17 protein-coding genes and 1 riboswitch are annotated in these 18,540 nt (G+C 37.2%); of the genes, 14 read left to right on the plus strand and 3 right to left on the minus strand.

Translation table 11 applies throughout. The features are described 5' to 3' along the window. Nucleotides 1-57: 57 nt before the first annotated feature. The 14 genes from hpf (at nucleotide 58) to C8K15_RS00300 (ending at nucleotide 16,558) form a co-directional block, all read left to right on the plus strand. Complete coding sequence (gene hpf, locus C8K15_RS00235) at nucleotides 58-618, plus strand: ribosome hibernation-promoting factor, HPF/YfiA family (RefSeq protein WP_108584181.1); 561 nt, start codon at nucleotides 58-60, stop codon at nucleotides 616-618. A gap of 166 nt (nucleotides 619-784) precedes the next feature. Then, the gene (locus C8K15_RS00240) at nucleotides 785-2,836 is read left to right on the plus strand and encodes a bifunctional diguanylate cyclase/phosphodiesterase (RefSeq protein WP_108584183.1); all 2,052 of its coding nucleotides are present in this window, start codon (nucleotides 785-787) and stop codon (nucleotides 2,834-2,836) included. A 78-nt stretch (nucleotides 2,837-2,914) separates the two neighbouring features. Further along, complete coding sequence (gene secA, locus C8K15_RS00245) at nucleotides 2,915-5,425, plus strand: preprotein translocase subunit SecA (protein ID WP_108584184.1); 2,511 nt, start codon at nucleotides 2,915-2,917, stop codon at nucleotides 5,423-5,425. A 21-nt stretch (nucleotides 5,426-5,446) separates the two neighbouring features. Then, a protein-coding gene (gene prfB / locus C8K15_RS00250; RefSeq protein WP_108584759.1) for a peptide chain release factor 2 occupies nucleotides 5,447-6,548 on the plus strand; the annotation gives its coding sequence in 2 pieces (ribosomal slippage) (nucleotides 5,447-5,518 and nucleotides 5,520-6,548; 1,101 coding nt in all). 1,219 nt (nucleotides 6,549-7,767) lie between these two features. Continuing rightward, nucleotides 7,768-8,634, plus strand: a complete 867-nt coding sequence (locus C8K15_RS00255) for a YitT family protein (protein WP_108584186.1) — start codon at nucleotides 7,768-7,770, stop codon at nucleotides 8,632-8,634. A gap of 47 nt (nucleotides 8,635-8,681) precedes the next feature. Next, on the plus strand, nucleotides 8,682-9,020 hold the full coding sequence (gene cccB / locus C8K15_RS00260; protein WP_108584187.1) for a cytochrome c551: 339 nt from the start codon (nucleotides 8,682-8,684) through the stop codon (nucleotides 9,018-9,020). 273 nt (nucleotides 9,021-9,293) lie between these two features. After that, a complete protein-coding gene (gene ftsE, locus C8K15_RS00265; RefSeq protein ID WP_108584189.1) occupies nucleotides 9,294-9,980 on the plus strand; it encodes a cell division ATP-binding protein FtsE in 687 nt (228 codons plus the stop codon). Further along, nucleotides 9,970-10,854, plus strand: a complete 885-nt coding sequence (ftsX, locus tag C8K15_RS00270; RefSeq protein ID WP_108584190.1) for a permease-like cell division protein FtsX — start codon at nucleotides 9,970-9,972, stop codon at nucleotides 10,852-10,854. The genes ftsE and ftsX overlap by 11 nt, the downstream gene beginning before the upstream one ends. A 24-nt stretch (nucleotides 10,855-10,878) precedes the next feature. Further along, on the plus strand, nucleotides 10,879-12,204 hold the full coding sequence (locus C8K15_RS00275; RefSeq protein WP_108584192.1) for a murein hydrolase activator EnvC family protein: 1,326 nt from the start codon (nucleotides 10,879-10,881) through the stop codon (nucleotides 12,202-12,204). Nucleotides 12,205-12,308: 104 nt separating this feature from the next. Then, on the plus strand, nucleotides 12,309-12,959 hold the full coding sequence (locus C8K15_RS00280) for a hypothetical protein (RefSeq protein ID WP_108584194.1): 651 nt from the start codon (nucleotides 12,309-12,311) through the stop codon (nucleotides 12,957-12,959). A 2-nt stretch (nucleotides 12,960-12,961) separates the two neighbouring features. Next, complete coding sequence (locus tag C8K15_RS00285) at nucleotides 12,962-13,537, plus strand: peroxiredoxin family protein (RefSeq protein WP_108584195.1); 576 nt, start codon at nucleotides 12,962-12,964, stop codon at nucleotides 13,535-13,537. A gap of 80 nt (nucleotides 13,538-13,617) precedes the next feature. Continuing rightward, the gene (locus C8K15_RS00290) at nucleotides 13,618-15,051 is read left to right on the plus strand and encodes a S41 family peptidase (protein WP_108584197.1); all 1,434 of its coding nucleotides are present in this window, start codon (nucleotides 13,618-13,620) and stop codon (nucleotides 15,049-15,051) included. A gap of 81 nt (nucleotides 15,052-15,132) precedes the next feature. After that, nucleotides 15,133-16,302, plus strand: a complete 1,170-nt coding sequence (locus tag C8K15_RS00295) for a PDZ domain-containing protein (protein WP_108584198.1) — start codon at nucleotides 15,133-15,135, stop codon at nucleotides 16,300-16,302. Nucleotides 16,303-16,312: 10 nt separating this feature from the next. After that, nucleotides 16,313-16,558, plus strand: a complete 246-nt coding sequence (locus tag C8K15_RS00300) for a CsbA family protein (protein WP_108584200.1) — start codon at nucleotides 16,313-16,315, stop codon at nucleotides 16,556-16,558. Between the two features lie 198 nt (nucleotides 16,559-16,756). On the opposite strand, the gene C8K15_RS20095 is transcribed toward C8K15_RS00300, so the two are convergent. The 3 genes from C8K15_RS20095 to C8K15_RS00310 form a co-directional block, all read right to left on the minus strand. Continuing rightward, nucleotides 16,757-16,918, minus strand: coding sequence for a M20 family metallopeptidase (locus C8K15_RS20095; RefSeq protein WP_146173627.1), 162 nt, complete (start codon nucleotides 16,916-16,918; stop codon nucleotides 16,757-16,759). A 240-nt stretch (nucleotides 16,919-17,158) separates the two neighbouring features. Further along, a riboswitch (SAM riboswitch) is annotated at nucleotides 17,159-17,279 on the minus strand. A 246-nt stretch (nucleotides 17,280-17,525) separates the two neighbouring features. Continuing rightward, a complete protein-coding gene (locus tag C8K15_RS00305) occupies nucleotides 17,526-17,834 on the minus strand; it encodes an AzlD domain-containing protein (RefSeq protein WP_108584202.1) in 309 nt (102 codons plus the stop codon). Further along, nucleotides 17,834-18,520, minus strand: a complete 687-nt coding sequence (locus C8K15_RS00310; RefSeq protein WP_108584204.1) for an AzlC family ABC transporter permease — start codon at nucleotides 18,518-18,520, stop codon at nucleotides 17,834-17,836. Before C8K15_RS00310 ends, C8K15_RS00305 begins: the two co-directional genes overlap by 1 nt. Between the last annotated feature and the right edge of the window lie 20 nt (nucleotides 18,521-18,540).

Raw genomic sequence — 18,540 nt, forward strand, 5'->3', positions numbered from 1 at the left:
TTATTAGGGGATAAGTAGAATAAGGTTAACATAGCCTTAATTAAAGGAGGAGTTTACATGTTAAATTATAATATCCGCGGTGAAAACGTTGAGGTAACTCCTGCGATTCGCGAACACGTTGAAAGCAAAATCAATAAAGTTGAACGCTATTTCAACGAAGAAATTCAAGCGAACGCAAATGTCAATTTAAAGGTATATAACGACAGTCAAACGAAAGTCGAAGTTACGATTCCAATGAAGAATTTAACGCTTCGTGCTGAAGAAAGACATAATGATATGTATGCAGCAGTCGACTTAATCGTCGATAAATTAGAGCGTCAAATTCGTAAATATAAAACTAAAGTAAATCGTAAGTTCCGTGAACGAGAAGGTGTTGGCGCATATTTTGCTAACGTGCAATCACCAGAACAAGCAACCCATCAAGAAGATAGTGAAGAAGATATCCATATTGTTCGTACAAAACAATTTGAATTGAAACCAATGGATCAAGAAGAAGCCGTTTTACAAATGGATATGCTTGGACATAATTTCTTCGTATTCACAGATTCTGAATCAGATGGAACACATATTGTCTATAAACGTAAAGATGGTAAGTACGGATTAATCGAAACTAACTAAATGAAAAGCGTGTAAAGAAAGCCCATATTCGTGGGCTTTCTTTTTTTGTCTTTATTGAAAAACCTACTTTTTTATTTGTCGAATGAGGAGGAATTGAGTCGATTAAAGCGAATATTAAAACAGTAGATAGAATACATAATTCCGTTTCAAAAGGGGAGGGAATTATTTGATTAGCATACGGCTATGGGACAAATTTGGGTTACGAGGCAAGGTGTTATTCGCAATGAGTGCCGTTGTCATTTCAATTCTGTTTATAATAGCTGCCTTTTCATACAATTATTCGAAAAAATTATTTGAGGGACATATAAAAGAAGAACTGGAGATGAAAAATGAAGTTGTTGCACAGGAAATTAATACTTTGTTAAAAAGTAAAAGAGGAATTGCAGAGCAACTTGGTGAATTAGAAGAATTAGATATGCAATTAGAAACCATACCTCAATTAATTGCGTCCTATGAAATTAACAATAACAAATATGTTTTGTTAACTGAGCAAGGTCAAATTTTATTTGATGATGACAATATGTGGCCTGAATTAAAAAAGCTCAATATCTCCGATGATGTTGTTACCTTAGTTAACACATCTCAAGGCAACGTATATGTTGAAGTCCGAGAAATTAAAGGGACAGGTTGGCAAATGGTGAGTTATATACCCGCCATTAATGTTACTCACCCACTTCAAAATTATGCCAAGACTATTGGGTTGTCATGGATTATTGCAGCTGTTTTAATATTAATCATTTTGTCCATAATCTTGCGTAGTATGTTAAAAGATTTACCCATAATAGTGAAACATGTTCGCCAAATGGAACAAGGAAACTTAGGTTCGAATATGAATATTAATCGTAATGATGAGATTGGGGAAATTGCACAATCAATTGAGCAGATGGGGGAATTGTTAAATATACAAGTTCAAGAAATGGATTTCCAAGCTCGTTTTGATTCTTTAACAAGTTTACCAAACCGTTCATCAGTTCGACGTCAACTGGCAAAATGGATCGAGGATATACGAAATACTCCCCAAATGATTGCCGTTACTTTCTTAGATTTAGATCACTTTAAACAAATTAACGATTCGAAAGGTCACTCATACGGTGATGATCTTTTAATTCAAGTGGCAGAACGCATTCAACAATTATTACCTAAGCATAGTTATTTTGGTCGATTTGGTGGAGACGAGTTTATAATACTCTTGCATACGGAAAGAGAACATTTCCCTTTTATTCGAACGACACTGAATAATATACATGATGCATTTTCAAAAGCATTTTACTTAAATAAACAAGCTGTATTCGTAACACCTTCTATGGGGGTTTCCCTTTATCCGACAGATGCAGACGCATGTGAACAACTATTCGTAAACGCTGACACAGCTCTATATAAAGCGAAAGAGGCTGGCAGAAATAGAATTCTTTATTTTAATTATGAAATGAAAGAAGAGTTTGAAAAACAACATATGTTGGAACAAGGATTGCGTGAAGCTATTAAATTCAATCACTTTACGCTGGTTTATCAGCCACAATTCAATTTAAAAACAAATAGGACAGAAAGTTTGGAAGCGTTGCTACGCTGGCGTCATCCTGAATGGGGAATGATCTCTCCGGCAGAATTTATTCCTGTAGCCGAGAAATCAGGTAATATCTTAGTAATTGGTGATTGGGTGCTCGAAATGGCAATTCGGGAAATTAAAGAAATTCATCATCAATATCCATATGTTTCATCCATAGCAATAAATGTTAGCGCATTACAACTAAAAGAGATAGACTTCATTCACAGGCTAAAAACACTTTTGAGAAAGTATCAAGTAAATCCAAGTCTAATTGAAATTGAAATTACCGAGTCAATGTTTATAGATAGCGGAGAAGAAGTGCTACAAACTCTTCAAAAGATCCGAAAAATGGGTATCTCAATTGCCCTAGATGATTTTGGAACAGGTTATTCTTCATTAAATTATTTACGAATATTACCGATCAATCGAGTGAAAATTGATCAAAGTTTTGTTCAACAAATGGAAAATGACGTCAGAGTGCAAGCAATTGTTAAATCGGTCATAGACCTATCACACAATTTAGGATTTAATATTGTTGCAGAAGGGGTTGAAACAGTTAAACAACTGGAGCTCCTAATAGCAATGGAAACAGATATAATTCAAGGTTTTTACTACAGTAAACCACTTAATAAAGGGCAATTGCATACATTCTTAGATAACGACGTCACTTGATTTGTACAAGTCCGTTATTTGCACCCCTTTAGTAGCAGTGTTAAAATAAACCTTAGACTAAATGGGAAGTGAATTTAAATGCTTGGAGTATTAAATAAAGTATTTGACTTAAATAAGCGGGATTTAAAAAGATTAGAAAAAATTACTGATCAAGTTGAAGCGTTAGCACAACAAACAGAAGCTTTAACTGATGATCAATTACGTGCAAAAACAGATGAATTTAAACAACACTATGCTAGTGGGACTGTATTAGAAGATTTACAAGTTGAAGCGTTTGCAGTTGTAAGAGAAGCGGCAAGACGTGTATTCGGAATGTATCCTTTCCGTGTTCAAATTATGGGGGCTGCAGCACTTCATGAAGGAAATATTGCTGAAATGAAAACTGGTGAAGGTAAAACATTAACATCTACAATGCCAGTTTATTTGAATGCAATTACTGGTAAAGGCGTTCATGTAGTGACGGTCAATGAGTATTTAGCGAGTCGTGATGCTGAAGAAATGGGTAAATTGTATAATTTCTTAGGCTTAACTGTCGGTTTGAATTTAAATAGTTTGAATAAAGACGAAAAACGTGATGCATACGCTGCGGATATTACCTATACGACAAACAACGAATTAGGTTTCGATTATTTGCGCGATAATATGGTGTTATATAAAGAGGAGCATGTTCAACGACCACTTTACTTTGCAGTAATCGATGAAGTTGACTCAATCTTAATTGATGAAGCACGTACGCCGTTGATCATTTCTGGAAATGCTGCTAAATCTGCTCAACTTTATCAGCAGTCAAATGCACTTGTGAAAGTACTTCGTAAAGAAGAAGACTATTCATACGATGAATCGACTAAAGGCGTAGTTTTAACTGAAGCTGGAATTGAAAGAGTTGAAAAAGCGTTTGGCATTGATAACTTATTTGATTTAACACATGTCCGTTTAAACCACGCGATCAACCAATCATTAAAAGCACATGCGAGTATGCATAATGATGTGGACTATGTGGTTCAAGATGGGGATGTCGTGATCGTTGACTCCTTCACTGGTCGCTTAATGAAAGGTCGTCGCTACTCTGATGGACTTCACCAAGCCATTGAAGCAAAAGAGGGTCTTGAGATTCAAAATGAATCTATGACCATGGCTACTATCACGTTCCAAAATTACTTCAGAATGTACGAAAAACTTTCGGGTATGACGGGTACTGCAAAAACGGAAGAAGAAGAATTCCGAAACATTTACAATATGAATGTTATCAGCATTCCAACAAACCGTGTAATTGGTCGGGATGATCGTGCAGACTTAATCTATGCTTCCATGGAAGGGAAATATAAAGCAGTTGCGGCTGATATTGCTGAGCGGAACAAAGCAGGTCAACCTGTTCTTGTTGGAACTGTTGCGATTGAAACTTCCGAAATCATTTCAAACTTATTAAAAAAACACGGTATTCAACATAATGTATTAAATGCTAAAAATCATGAACACGAAGCCGAAATTATCGCGACAGCTGGTCACAAAGGTTCAGTTACTATTGCGACGAACATGGCTGGTCGTGGTACTGACATTAAACTTGGCGAAGGTGTTGTTGAAGTTGGCGGTTTAGCCGTTATTGGTACTGAACGTCATGAGTCACGCCGTATTGATAATCAGCTTCGAGGTCGTTCTGGACGTCAAGGGGATCCAGGTATCACGCAATTCTACTTATCAATGGAAGATGATTTAATGCGTCGTTTTGGTTCTGATAATATGCGTGCCATGATGGCTCGTCTTGGAATGGACGATACTCAACCAATTCAATCTAAAATGGTTACAAAAGCAGTTGAATCTGCTCAAAAACGTGTGGAAGGTAATAACTTCGATGCACGTAAACGTTTGTTACAATACGATGATGTTTTACGTCAACAACGTGAAATTATTTATAAAGAACGTTTAGAAGTGTTAGAGACAGACAATATGCGTGGTCTTGTAGAAACGATGATAAATGATGTAATTGAACGCACAGTTACTTCACACACATCATCCGATAAACAAGCTGAGTGGAACTATAAAGGACTTGAAGATACGATTCATGCGAATTTATTATCCGAAGGTGCGGTATCACGAGATCAATTAGAAGGTAAATCGTCTGAAGAAATAACTGAATATGTTAAGACACTAGTATACAAACACTATGATGAAAAAGAAGAAGAAATGTCTTCAGAACGTATGCGAGAATTTGAAAAAGTTGTGTTACTACGTTCTATTGACTCGAAATGGATTGACCATATCGATGCAATGGACCAATTACGACAAGGAATTCACTTACGTGCATATGGACAAATTGATCCACTTCGTGAATATCAAAACGAAGGATTTGCAATGTTTGAATCAATGGTCGAATCTGTCCAAGAAGATGTAGCGAAATATGCAATGAAGGCAGAAATACGCAACAACCTTCAACGTGAAGAAGTTGCAAAAGGTCAAGCTGTTAACCCGAAAGAAGAGGGTGGGCCTGTTAAGAAAAAACCAGTACGAGCAGAGGCTTCAGTTGGACGAAATGAAATATGTCCATGTGGCAGTGGTAAGAAATTCAAAAATTGCCACGGTGCTGTTGAATGATAACGGAGGAATTTAGCAATGATGGAATTATCAGATGTACGTAATGAATTAGATAGAACCGCTTCAAAATTACTCGACTTTAGGGGGTCTCTTTGACTTAGAAAACAAAGAGGCACGAATTGCAGAATTAGATGAAAATATGTCGTATCCCGATTTTTGGAATGATCAAGATGCTGCTCAAGTTGTAATAAGTGAAGCTAATGGCTTGAAAGAAATTGTCAATGAATATCAAGAGTTAGTCGACACACAAGAAAATTTAGAAATGACGTTGGAATTGTTACGTGAAGAACCAGACGAAGAATTGCACGAAGAGCTCAGCAAAGAAATGAAGGAATTCACTTCAAAATTGGGTGACTTCGAATTGCAGTTATTACTGAGTGAACCATATGACAAAAACAATGCCATTTTGGAACTACACCCTGGAGCTGGTGGAACGGAGTCTCAGGACTGGGGCTCGATGCTACTTCGCATGTATACGCGTTGGGGTGAAAAACGTGGCTTTAAAGTGGAAACATTAGATTACTTAGCTGGTGACGAAGCGGGTATCAAATCCGTTACGTTAGGTTTTAAAGGACATAATGCGTATGGATATTTAAAAGCTGAAAAAGGTGTACATCGTTTAGTGCGTATTTCACCTTTCGATTCTTCTGGACGTCGACATACATCTTTCGTATCTTGTGAAGTAATGCCTGAATTCAATAATGAAATTGAAATTGAAATTCGGACTGAAGATTTGAAAGTGGATACGTATCGTGCAAGTGGTGCAGGTGGTCAGCATATTAATACGACTGACTCAGCTGTACGTATCACACATATTCCAACGGGTGCAGTTGTTACGTGTCAGCAAGAACGTTCACAAATTAAAAACCGTGAAAAAGCTATGACCTATTTGAAAGCTAAACTTTATGCCTTGAAAATTCAAGAACAAGAAGCACAAATGCTTGAAATTCGTGGCGATCAAAAGGAAATCGGATGGGGAAGTCAAATTCGCTCATATGTATTCCACCCATATTCAATGGTAAAAGATCATCGCACAAGCACTGAAAGTGGAAATGTCCAAGGCGTTATGGACGGAGATATTGATTTATTCATTAATTCATATTTACGTTCAAGAATGAACTAATTATAGAAAAGCGGGTATCCAAAAAGGATGCCCGTTTTTTGTTTGTTAGAAATGAATTTAAAATCTAGTTCGCTAATCAACTTTATATGAAACCAATTTTTCACTTAGGTTTTCGGGAGCACTGCAAAATCACCATGCTGCACCTTTGCCTAATGAATAAGTAAGTGGGGGATGTGACAAAGGTTACATCCCCCATCTTTCTTCGCTTCCCCACAACCTTTCGATTTTGGTTTACTAAGGAAAAGACAACATTTTTAAAGAATTAAGCCGCCGAAGATGCTATTTCGGTGGCTACTGCGTTTCTTTATTTTGGCAACAGTTTTTTAAAAGTGAGCCCGCGAGAGTGAGAATGATGATGAGAGGTACTGTTGGGTATTCAATAAAGCGAGTTTTAACTCGAATTTTGAGATGAAAAAAGCATAAAGAGGCTGAAATATCATCTTCAGCTGAATATCTATATAAAGAACGTAACTATTCTCTAGTAAACCAAACAATCCTAACTTTGAGTATCCAGGTTGTAAGCGAGCAAAGGGCGCACACCCGCCGCAAGATGATCTAGAAAATGAGAGGTGAGCGCAGTGACGAAGTCACAAGCTCACCATTTTTATTCTCTAGACCAAGGTGCAGCAGAGGCTGCGTGCGAAGCGACCTGAAAACCTATCTACTTCAAAGTTTCCGTTTTCTATTTAACAAAGTGAGTGTCACTTATGGAGAAAAAAACGTATAAATAAAAAAAGCAAAAAGAGGCTGAGATATCATCTTCAGCCGAATATCTACTTAAAGGAAGTATCATTTCTGTAGTAAACCAAAGCACTATTACTTAGAATCCAGGTCGCAAGGGAGCGAAGGACGTAAAGCAGCTGTAAGATAATCTGGAAAATGAGAGGCAAGTGCATTGACGAAGTCACAAGCGCACCCACTTTATTCTCTAGACCAAGGTACAGCAGAGGATGCGTGCGAAGCGACCTGAAAACCTATACTAATTGTCTACTACCGCTTATTCTATAAAGTGAGTCTCACTGTTGCTGAAAAAATCTATGCGGTTTATCATCTTCGGATGAATATTTACAGAAATGAAGTAAAAACTCTTAAGTAAACCAACCATCATAGTGTTTTTCCAGATTGACTTTCTCACTTCATCATAATGAACTTCACACATAACAAAGGGTCTGATATACTTCACTAGGGAATTTTAGATAACTAGAAGGTAGGAATAATCATGAAAAATCGTAAAGTACGGAATGAGCCACATCCAATTTTATCTTCCATATTAGAGTATATATATATCATAATCGGAGCTGCAATTATTGCCGTTGGATTTAATGTTTTTTTACTACCTAATGAAGTTGCATCTGGTGGAGTAAGTGGAATTAGTACCATACTAAAAGGTGTATTCAACTGGAATCCAGGTCTTGTGCAATATGCATTTAATATTCCGTTGTTTATTACTGGCGTTATTTTTCTCGGTAAGCAATTCGGTGCACGTTCACTTGTCGGAACTCTTGCGTTGCCATTATTTGTCTTATTAACAGCGAATTGGGAACCAGCTACATTGAATCCTTTACTCGGAGCATTATTTGGCGGTATCTCGGTTGGTGTAGGTCTGGGGATCGTGTTTAGAGGTCGTGCATCAACAGGAGGAACCGACTTAGCAGCCCAAATTATTGCAAAATATTCAGGTCTGACACTTGGTACAAGCGTCATGTTAATTGATGGACTCATAGTGCTTTCAGCTGCTTTAGTATTTGATGTTGAAAAAGGATTATACGCTTTAATCGGATTATTTGTTACCACGAAAACAATTGATATTATCCAACTTGGCTTTAGCCAATCGAAAATGGTTTACATTATTACGAATAAACAAGAAGAAATTAGGGATGCTATCTATACCGAAGTTAATCGGGGTGTGACAAAACTTTCAGCAGTTGGCGGTTATACAGAACAAGAACGACCAATATTACTTGTCGTTGTCTATCAAACAGAGTTTACAAAATTAAAACAAGTAATAAAAAACGTTGATCCGTCTGCATTTGTCATCGTAACAGACTCCTACGAGGTATTAGGTGAAGGTTTTAAACGTCCATAATAAGGTATACTTTAGTAGAATGTAAAAAATTCTGGGAGGAAAAGAACATGAAATTGAAATTACTTGCAGCTATTTTTGGTTCTGTATTGATGATTGCCGCATGTGGTGGCGGAGATGAAGAAGCGACCGTAACAAATAAGAAAAATGGTGGAGAAGTTGTTGAGACTCAAGATGCTGAGAAAATTGTGCAAGGAAATTGTACAAGTTGTCATGGTGGAAATTTAGAGGGTCAAGGAAACTTCCCTAACCTGACTGATGTTGGTTCACGACTATCACAAGAAGAAATTTTAAAAGTGATACAAGAAGGCCGTGGTGCGATGCCAGCTAACATTATTGAAGGTGCAGAAGCAGAAGTAGTGGCAGAATGGTTATCAAATAAGAAGTAATAAGAGAGACCAACGCATAATTTCGCGTTGGTCTTTTTAATTTGTAAAAATCTTGTCGAAATCTAAGAAGGAATATTCGACTAAAATATTGAAATATATTTCAATATGGATTGTTTTCTTGTGTAAAAAGTAATAGAAGAGAGATATTGTAGGCTTTTTTGTTGATATTTTGTAATGATAATGTAATGAAAATTTGTCGATAACATTGTTATAATGAATTTGTCGGAAAAAATCATAAAATAGTTTTAAAATGTATAGGTGGTTACAAAAAATATGATTTCAATGAAAAATGTTTATAAAAAATATCCAAACGGCATAGTTGCCGCAAATGGATTTAATGTAGAAATTAAACAAGGTGAATTTGTTTATGTAGTTGGTCCAAGTGGGGCTGGTAAATCGACATTCATCAAGATGATGTATAGAGAAGAACGACCAACGAGCGGAGAAATAATTGTTAATGGAGTAAATTTGGCAACATTGAAGTCGAAAAATGTTCCATATTTAAGAAGACAAATCGGCGTAGTTTTTCAAGACTTTAAATTATTGCCTCGATTAAATGTCTATGAGAATGTTGCATTTGCATTAGAAGTAATTGAGGAATCACCAAAAGTGATCCGCAAACGCGTAATGGAAGTGTTGGATTTAGTAGGACTTAAACATAAAGCACGCATGTTTCCAACAGAACTTTCAGGCGGCGAACAACAACGTGTCTCAATTGCCCGTTCTATAGTAAATAATCCAAAAGTGATGATTGCTGACGAACCTACTGGTAACTTAGATCCTGATACATCATGGGATATTATGAATTTATTTGAAGAAATTAATCGTCGAGGCACAACAATAATTATGGCAACTCATAATAAAGAAATTGTCAATACGAATACACACCGAGTTATAGCAGTTGAAGGCGGATTAGTGGTTCGTGATGAAGTTGGAGGTGCCTACGGTTATGAAAGCTAGAACAGTAGGACGTCATTTCCGAGAAAGTTTTAAAAGTTTAAGTCGAAATAGTTGGATGACATTTGCTTCGGCAAGTGCTGTTACAGTCACGTTATTATTAGTAGGCGTTTTCGTCATGATTATGATGAACTTAAACAAAGTTGCAGACGATTTAGAAAAAGACGTTGAAATTAAAGTATTAGTCGAACTGACAGCAAATGATAAAGAAGCAAAACAGTTAGAAAAAGAAATAAAAAATATTGATGGCGTAGCATCTCTTACATATTCAACAAAAGAAGCTGAACTCGAAGATTTAATAAACGATTTCGGGGAAAATATGGGATTATCCGAACAAAACAATCCCCTAAGAGCTGCCTTTTATGTGAAAGCTACTAATCCTCAGGATACTGAAAAAGTCGCTGAGAAAATTGATCGGCTGAAAAATACATATTCAATAGAATATGGAGAAGGTAAGATTGAGAAGTTGTTCGAATTCTTAAATGTTGCTCGAAATGTAGGACTAGTCTTAATTTTAGCCTTACTGTTTACTGCAATGTTCTTAATTTCAAATACAATACGAATTACGATAGTAGCACGTCGTCGTGAAATTGAGATTATGAAACTAGTAGGTGCGACAAATGGCTTTGTCCGAATTCCTTTTGTATTAGAAGGAATGTGGATTGGTATTCTGGGATCAATTTTACCAATTACTCTTGTTAGTCTACTTTACTTCAATCTATATAAAATACTTCAACCATATTTAGAAGGCGAAATGTTTAAATTATTACCAATTACTCCATTTTTATACCAAGTAAACATCCTTATTCTTGTGATGGGTATTTTTATTGGCGTTTGGGGAAGCTTCATGTCGGTGAGAAAGTTTTTACGCGTTTAAGCGCGAATTTGAAAGGGGCATAACATGGGAAAGAAACAATCTAAATTGATGATAGTAGCCTTAGCAACAGTGTTAGGAAGTTCAGTATTTATGAATCAACCTGCTGCTTCAGCAAACTCATTAAATGAATTAAAAAGTGAACAAAAACAATTGGAGCAGAAAGAGAACCGATTGAATTTGACTATTCAGAAGAAAAATGGCGACATTACTAGAAATCAAAATTCTCAAACGGATTTGCTTTCACAGATCCAAGCTCTGGATAGTAAAATAATTGAAACAGATAATGAGATTGATAGAATCAAAGGCGATATTAAACGTACTAATGATGAAATTGACAAATTGCACGAAACGATTAAAGTGCTTGAAAAGAAAATTGCAGATCGTGATGAATTGATTAAAGAACGATTACGTGCAGTTCAAGAAAGCGGTGGATCTGTAAATTATTTAGATGTTTTACTTGGAGCTAGTAGTTTCGCAGACTTTATTGACCGCTTCTCTGCTGTTAATACATTAATGGATGCTGATCGTAAAATACTGGAAGAACAAGCGGCCGATAAAAAATCGCTTGAAGAACAAAAAGCTTCAGTTGAAGAGAAATTAGCGAAACAAAAACAAAGTCAAGACAAGTTAATGAATCTTAAAGCAACTCTAAATTCTCAAAAAGTGTCAAAAGGTAAATTGGTAGATAAACTGGAAGCACAGCAATCTCTACTAATAACAGAGAAAAAAGGGCTTGAAAAAGAACATGAAGAAACACATAAAGTTAGTAAAGAAATTGAAAATAAAATTGTGGCTGAACAATCTCGTTTAATTGAAATTGCTCGTCAAGCTGAAATCGCTCAAAAGAAAAAAGCAGCCGAGGAACGTGCACAAAGAAATCAACAAAAATCTACAACAGTATCACGACCTTCTGCACCTGGACCGAGTGTATCGGTTTCTTCTGGAACATGGACACGCCCTGCTGCTGGTCGATTCTCATCAACCTTTGGAGGACGTAACATTGGTTCTGGAAATGAGTTTCACTACGGTAGTGACATTGCGAATAGCGTAGGAACACCGGTTGTTTCTGCAGCAGATGGTGTTATTTCTCACGCAGGACCAATGGGAACTTACGGCAATGTAATCATGATTACTCACTCAATTAATGGTCAAATTTTCACTACGGTTTATGCACATTTAAGTGGAATTAATGTTGGCGTTGGCCAATCAGTTTCAAAAGGACAACTTGTCGGTAAAATGGGAAGTACAGGTCGTTCTACAGGATCACATTTACATTTTGAAGTTCACGTAGGTCCTTGGAATAGTTCACGTTCTAATGCAGTAAATCCAATACTTTACGTATCATTTTAATTAAATCTAGTAAAAACTCACTCTCATTTTATTGAGAGTGAGTTTTTCTATGTAAATGTTTACTATCACGAATATATGAAACGTTGTTTAGGAGATGAGAAATATTGCCCGTTACGGATTGGTTTATTATTAGAACATTGACGATACCTTCATCATGGGTCGCTGTACTTTTGGCCATACTACTGACAGGAATTATTGTATGGCGCAAATTCGGAAAAGAGACAGAAGACTGGTTCTCAGGTGCGGCTATTCTATTTTTACTTGTTTGGAAATTCAGTGTAGTCATTACTGACTTTGAAATGATAATCGATTCTCCATTTTCGATACTTTATTTTAATGGAGGTAGTGTAGGGGTAATTCTTGGCTTAAGCATCGCTTTGTCGAAATTATTGTTGCAGTTTAAGCGGGAAAATTGGCAAGAATTTGAGCTTGTTGCCATGTTGTTTTCAATGGTCATGTTACAATCTTTATATCAAATAATTATGGTTTTATTAAACGAAGCATCGCCTTGGCAAAAAATCGTAACGGTAGTTTTATTTGTTTTATTAGCAACTCTGACTTGGTTGAAAATCACCAGTTCAACCACTTGGCAATTTCAATTAATTGTACTGTTTTTACTTACACATATTTTTGTTGCCCTTATTCAACCACAAGGCGTGCTTCAAACCCCACTCATTGTTACCGGTATATTCGTGGTTTGTGGATTACTAGCTCACGCCTTAACAAATAAACAACATGAATTTACGGAGGAATAATGATGAAGAAAAAAATGTTTGGTCTGATTATTGTCGCAATCCTGATTTCCATCATGATTGTTGGATTTGTAAAGGGGAATGTCGATACAGAAGAGTCGTTTTCTAATGAACAAAAGGGTGTGGATCTACTAGATGTAACATCTGAAGAAGGCTTAACAAAAGGGAACTTGGCACCAGACTTTACTCTAACTACACTAGATGGCAAAAAGGTTCAACTATCTGAATTAAAAGGGAAAAAAGTCATTGTCAATTTCTGGGCAACATGGTGTCCGCCATGTAAAGCCGAAATGCCTCATATGCAAAATTTTTACGAAGATTTTTCTGATGAAGAAAATGTGGAAATTTTAGCAGTCAACTTAACAAGTGAGGATAAGGAAGAAAGTGTGCAGAATTTTGTTCAAGATTATGGATTAACTTTCCCGATTCCGCTGGACACAGAAGGAGTGGTTGGAGAGACGTTTCAAGCCATTACGATCCCAACGTCTTACATGATAGATACGAAAGGGCGTATTCAAAACAAAATCGTAGGCCCGATGGATGAAAACATGATAAAAGATTTTGTTTCAAATTTAGATTAATAATAAATCTGGCTTCTTCTTGTCGTATTGCCCGCTACTCGTTCATACAATGAAACGAAGAAAGTAGGGGGCGATATTTATTGAAAAGAAGCCGGGTTTTTTTATTTGCATTTTTAGTTATTTTGATTCTTTGTTTACTCATGTTTTGGACTCCGTTTAAAAAAGACAAGTCAGCTAGTAATACGATAAGTCAAATGTCACCAATTGATGAAGCTTATGAACGGATTTTAGCTAGCTCAGTTCATCCGGTAGAAGGGAAACTGTTGATTGAAGGCGCTCTTCGAGGAATGGCTGAAACGCTTGGGGATCCTTACAGTAAGTATATGACTAAAGAAGAAGCTAAATCGCATCGGGAATCATTGTCGGACGAGCGCGTGGGTATTGGTTTAGAAATTGTTGAAAGTAAAGGACGTTTTATCGTGGTAACGCCTTTGAAAGAATCACCAGCAGAAAAAGCAGGCGTTAAACCTTACGACGAAATTGTACAAGTAGATGGAGAGCGAGTCGACGGAAAAAGTTTATCTGATTTGCTAAAAGCTATTAAAGGTAAAAAAGGAACGAATGTTACTTTAACCGTCTTTAGAGAAACAGAAGATCGCCATATGGAACTAAGTATGGTGAGATCGGCACTGCAAATTCACACCGTTTCTAGTGAGCGTATCGAACAAGATAATTCGGCAATTGGCTATGTAAGTATTTCAATTTTTGGTGAAAAAACTGCAGAAGAATGGGAACAGCAAACCCGCACTTTGGTCAAGCAAGGGATCGACGGCTTATTAATTGATGTTCGAGGAAATCCAGGCGGATATTTACATAGCGTAGAACAAATCATTGGTACGATGTTGAAAAACGGACAGATCTTCGCTTATATGCAAGATGCCAAAGGTGTTCTCGAACCTTTGCCAGTGAAAGCAACAAATGTAGATGACTACTCAAAAGTAATGAAGAAGATTCCGATTGTGTTGTTGCAAAACGAAGGCAGTGCTTCCGCAAGCGAAGTGTTGAGTGGTGCATTAAAATCAAACCAACGTGCACTCATTGCAGGTTCTAAGAGCTTTGGGAAAGGTACTGTTCAGGAAACGTGGGAACTAACCAATGGAGGGGAAATGAAACTATCCTCGCATAAATGGTTAACACCAAAGCAACAGTGGATTCATGGAAAAGGCATAGTAGCCGATTTTAAAGTTGAATCAAATGAGCTTTACCAGCTAGAGCCGTTGCCTATTAGTGGCACTTATCAAGTAGGAGATTTTCATGAAGATATCATTTATGGACAAAAAGTATTAAAGGCATTAGGATATCCTATTACAAAAGTTAATGGATATTTTGATGAAGATACGGCAAAAGCAGTGTTGAAATTCAAAAAAGAAAAGAAACTACAAACTGATGCGATTATGAATACAGAGTTTTATCAATCAGCTAGAGAGACGATTTTGACGTATAAAACGAGCAAGAAAAATGACGATCAACTGCAAAAGTCCTTAGGTTATTTATTCCACTCTATTCAAAAGTAGAAAAAACCTATACGCATTCTATCAACGGTTTGTTACAATGGAAAGAAATGCACGAACCGTTGATTGGGTGGTGTTTGGTTTATGTGGCAAGAGATAGGATTAGAGTTGTTAAAAGGGATCAGTAAATTATTTATCAATCCATTATTTTACATTGCAATTCTTTTCGCAATACTCCTGGGATATGTTCGTGTGAAAAGAGAAAGACGTTCTTTTCGAACGCGTATTTTATGGGGTTGGACAGAAATGAAGAGAATGTTTGCGGACATCTGGATTTTTGCAGTTATTCTTTCAGTACTTAGTATTGGTATTGGTTTAACCGTAACGACAGATTGGATTGCAACGTATAGTATCATCAGTGCCATTCTAGTAATGCTTTTCATGTATCAATTGGGTTCACCAATTGTAGCAGCTGCATTAGCTATCGGAGCATTGTGGATTGGATATGAAACGAATCTCACATTCTCGTTTTTGACTTTTGATTGGTTTGGAGAAATGAACTGGATGCAATTGTCATTGCCTGTTGCCTTAATTATCGGTGCAACAGTAATTGTTGAAGGTCTACTCATTAGTAAAACTGGTGCTGAATCTGCTTCACCAATTTTAGTGAAGTCTTCTCGTGGACTAACAGCTGCAAGTTATTTATCCAAGCGTTTATGGATGATTCCCTTGCTTGTGATAGTGCCAGGAGATGTCATTCAGGAGTTTTCTCCATACTGGCCTCAATTTTCATTCGGTAGTGAATCATTTGGGTTGGTATTATTTCCAGTTGTAATTGGCTTCCAACAAAAAACTCGTCGTTCACTGCCAGTATATTTATTCCCGAAACTTGGAATGTCTGTTGCAGCTGTTGGTCTAGGTACTGTGATTTTATCAATAACTGCATTTTGGTTCCCCGTGATGGCAGCAATTAGTTTAGCTATTGGTGCAATTGCCCGTATTGGTGTTTGGATGAACTTTGCAATCAAAGAACGACAAGGAAATCACGCTGTTGCTCCCAAAGATTCAGGAGTAATGATTGCGGGTGTCTTACCCGATTCGCCAGCTGAAAAAATGGGACTTGTTATTGGTGAGTGTATTCGTAGAGTAAATGGTCAAACAGTTTCAAACGAAAGAGAATTATATGAAGCAATTCAGATAAACGCGGCACATTGTAGACTTGAAATTCTCGATCATCAAGGAGAAGTGCGATTACGTCAACATGTTATATATCGTCACGATCACCATCGTCTCGGTTTATTGGTCGTAAGATAGGAGAACATTTATGGAATCTATGGTTACCAAATTTATTTTAGCTTTATTATTACCCGGAGTGCTCGTTATATTATTTACACGAATTACGTTCTCACATATAGTAGCGTTGATATTAACGGTCGCCCTGATTACTGCATCCGTATATGCAGGATATACACATACTTGGTTGCTGTACGTCGTCGATGCTTTATCCTTAACTATCGGGTTTTGGTATGCAACACTTATGATGAAACGCGGCAAGAAACAGGAAGATTAAACGAAACGACTTTACACTCATGTGTAAAGTCGTTTTTCTTTTTTTGAATGAGAAGAATGGTGCTGTAAAAAAACGAGCGGCTAATAAGCCCTCGCTGTATAACACATTTATTCTTCATTCTTCGCTTTAAGTGCTACCTGATGAAGTAATTCTGGTGCGCTCAATAAAAGGCAGTGTCATGACCAGATACACTAAGAGTCACTTCAAAATCAAATTCTCGCTTAAAGAATAGCTAGCAAACACTTCTTCATTACCAATTTCAGGTTTCGCATGAATTTCTTGTGCCAATGAGATAATTCGTTCTGAATGGCTATCGATACTATCATAAATCTGTGATTTTAAATCAATTACCAATGTCATTTGAATTCCTCCGTTTTTTTATTAGTAAAGACCTTTGCAAGTTGCTCTTGATTTTACGGAACCTCCTTCTAAATAAATTACTTTCACTCGGAAATTGAGAACTCCCTGAAAAGGAAAATAATTGATTCCGCAGGCAATTTTAGCGCATCATCCTTCTATCTCTGAACGAAAAAAAGAGAGCCTTCTTTTTCTTATACTCAAGAAAAAGAAGGCTCTCCGAATTTACGGAAAACCATCTCGTTCTCATCTTCCAAGCGATTAGGTACATTCGCTTGCAGGAGTTGGCACAGTGTTCAACAATTAAGTTGAACCCGCTGCCGAGACGTCAAAGGGCCTGTCCCTCGGTCTCTCTAGATAAGAAAGTGATGTGTAGCTATAAAATCGTTGCAAGAATTGATTATGACTTTACTCCTTTCGAAATAACTCGTCAACTTATTTTCAATAATAAGACTATTCAGACGATTAGTGAAGGATAGGAATGGTAGATAATTTGTACAACCTGGCGGGAGCCTTCGTCAACCTGGAGAACCACTCCGTCAACCTGGAGCATCACTTCGTCAACCTGGCGAGTCACTCCATCAACCTGGACCATGTAACAAAAAATCTTCTAGCCTATCAAACTATAAATAGCTAATACTGCGATGGATCCCATTACCACTATGATGACGTTTGCTCCAGCAAATGCTAATGCGAATGCGGCGACGGCACCAATAAAGCCAAATAATAAATTGCCTTCTTGTACGAATAGGATGGCGGGAAATATTAAAGCACCTAATACAGCAAAGGGAATATTTCTTAATACACCACTAACAAGCGGTGGTAATTCACGTCCTTCTAAAAAAGTTAACGGAAAAGCACGTGGAATATAGGTCACAATAGCCATTCCGAGAATAATCCACCAATACCACTTTTCCATTAGGCGACACGTCCTTTCCGAGCATATAGAATTTCAACCAAAATCGCGGAACCCAAAGTGGCAACTAGAATTGCCCAGCCGGTTGATAATAAGCCACTCCAATACAAGGCGCAGTGAATGACTGCCCCGAATAACGCAAGCAATGCCACTTTTCGATTGCCTTTCATAGAGGGTACGAGCAAGCCTACAAACATTGCATATAATGCAATAGACATGGCTGCTTGAAGGAACGCAGGCAAATTAGCGCCAATAACGTGTCCGAGTGCTGTAAAAACTACCCAGCTGCCATAGGAAATTAATATGACGCCTGCAGCAAAGGATGTCCGAATATTATCTCGTTTTTGTGTAGCTAATACCGAAAATGTTTCATCTGTAACCCCAAATGCATAAATGGCTTTTTTCCAACGGGCATCAGGTTGCATCTTTTCGTTCAATGATGCCGTCATTAAAAAGTGACGTATGTTGACGACAAACGTATTTAGAACAATTAAAATGGGATCAACGCCTGTTGAGATTAATGTTAACGATATGTATTGAGCAGCACCTGCAAAAACAAACATGCTCATAGCCGTTGCCTCCCACATAGATAAGCCGGTTGTTTTAGCAAGTAAACCAAAAGTTAAAGCAATTGGACAGTATCCGATAGCGATGCTTAAACCGGCTCGAATTCCATTCGTAAATGTCATGTGTCATCTGCTCCTCTCGC

The organism is Paenisporosarcina sp. OV554, from assembly GCF_003058165.1.
GTDB lineage: Bacteria > Bacillota > Bacilli > Bacillales_A > Planococcaceae > Paenisporosarcina.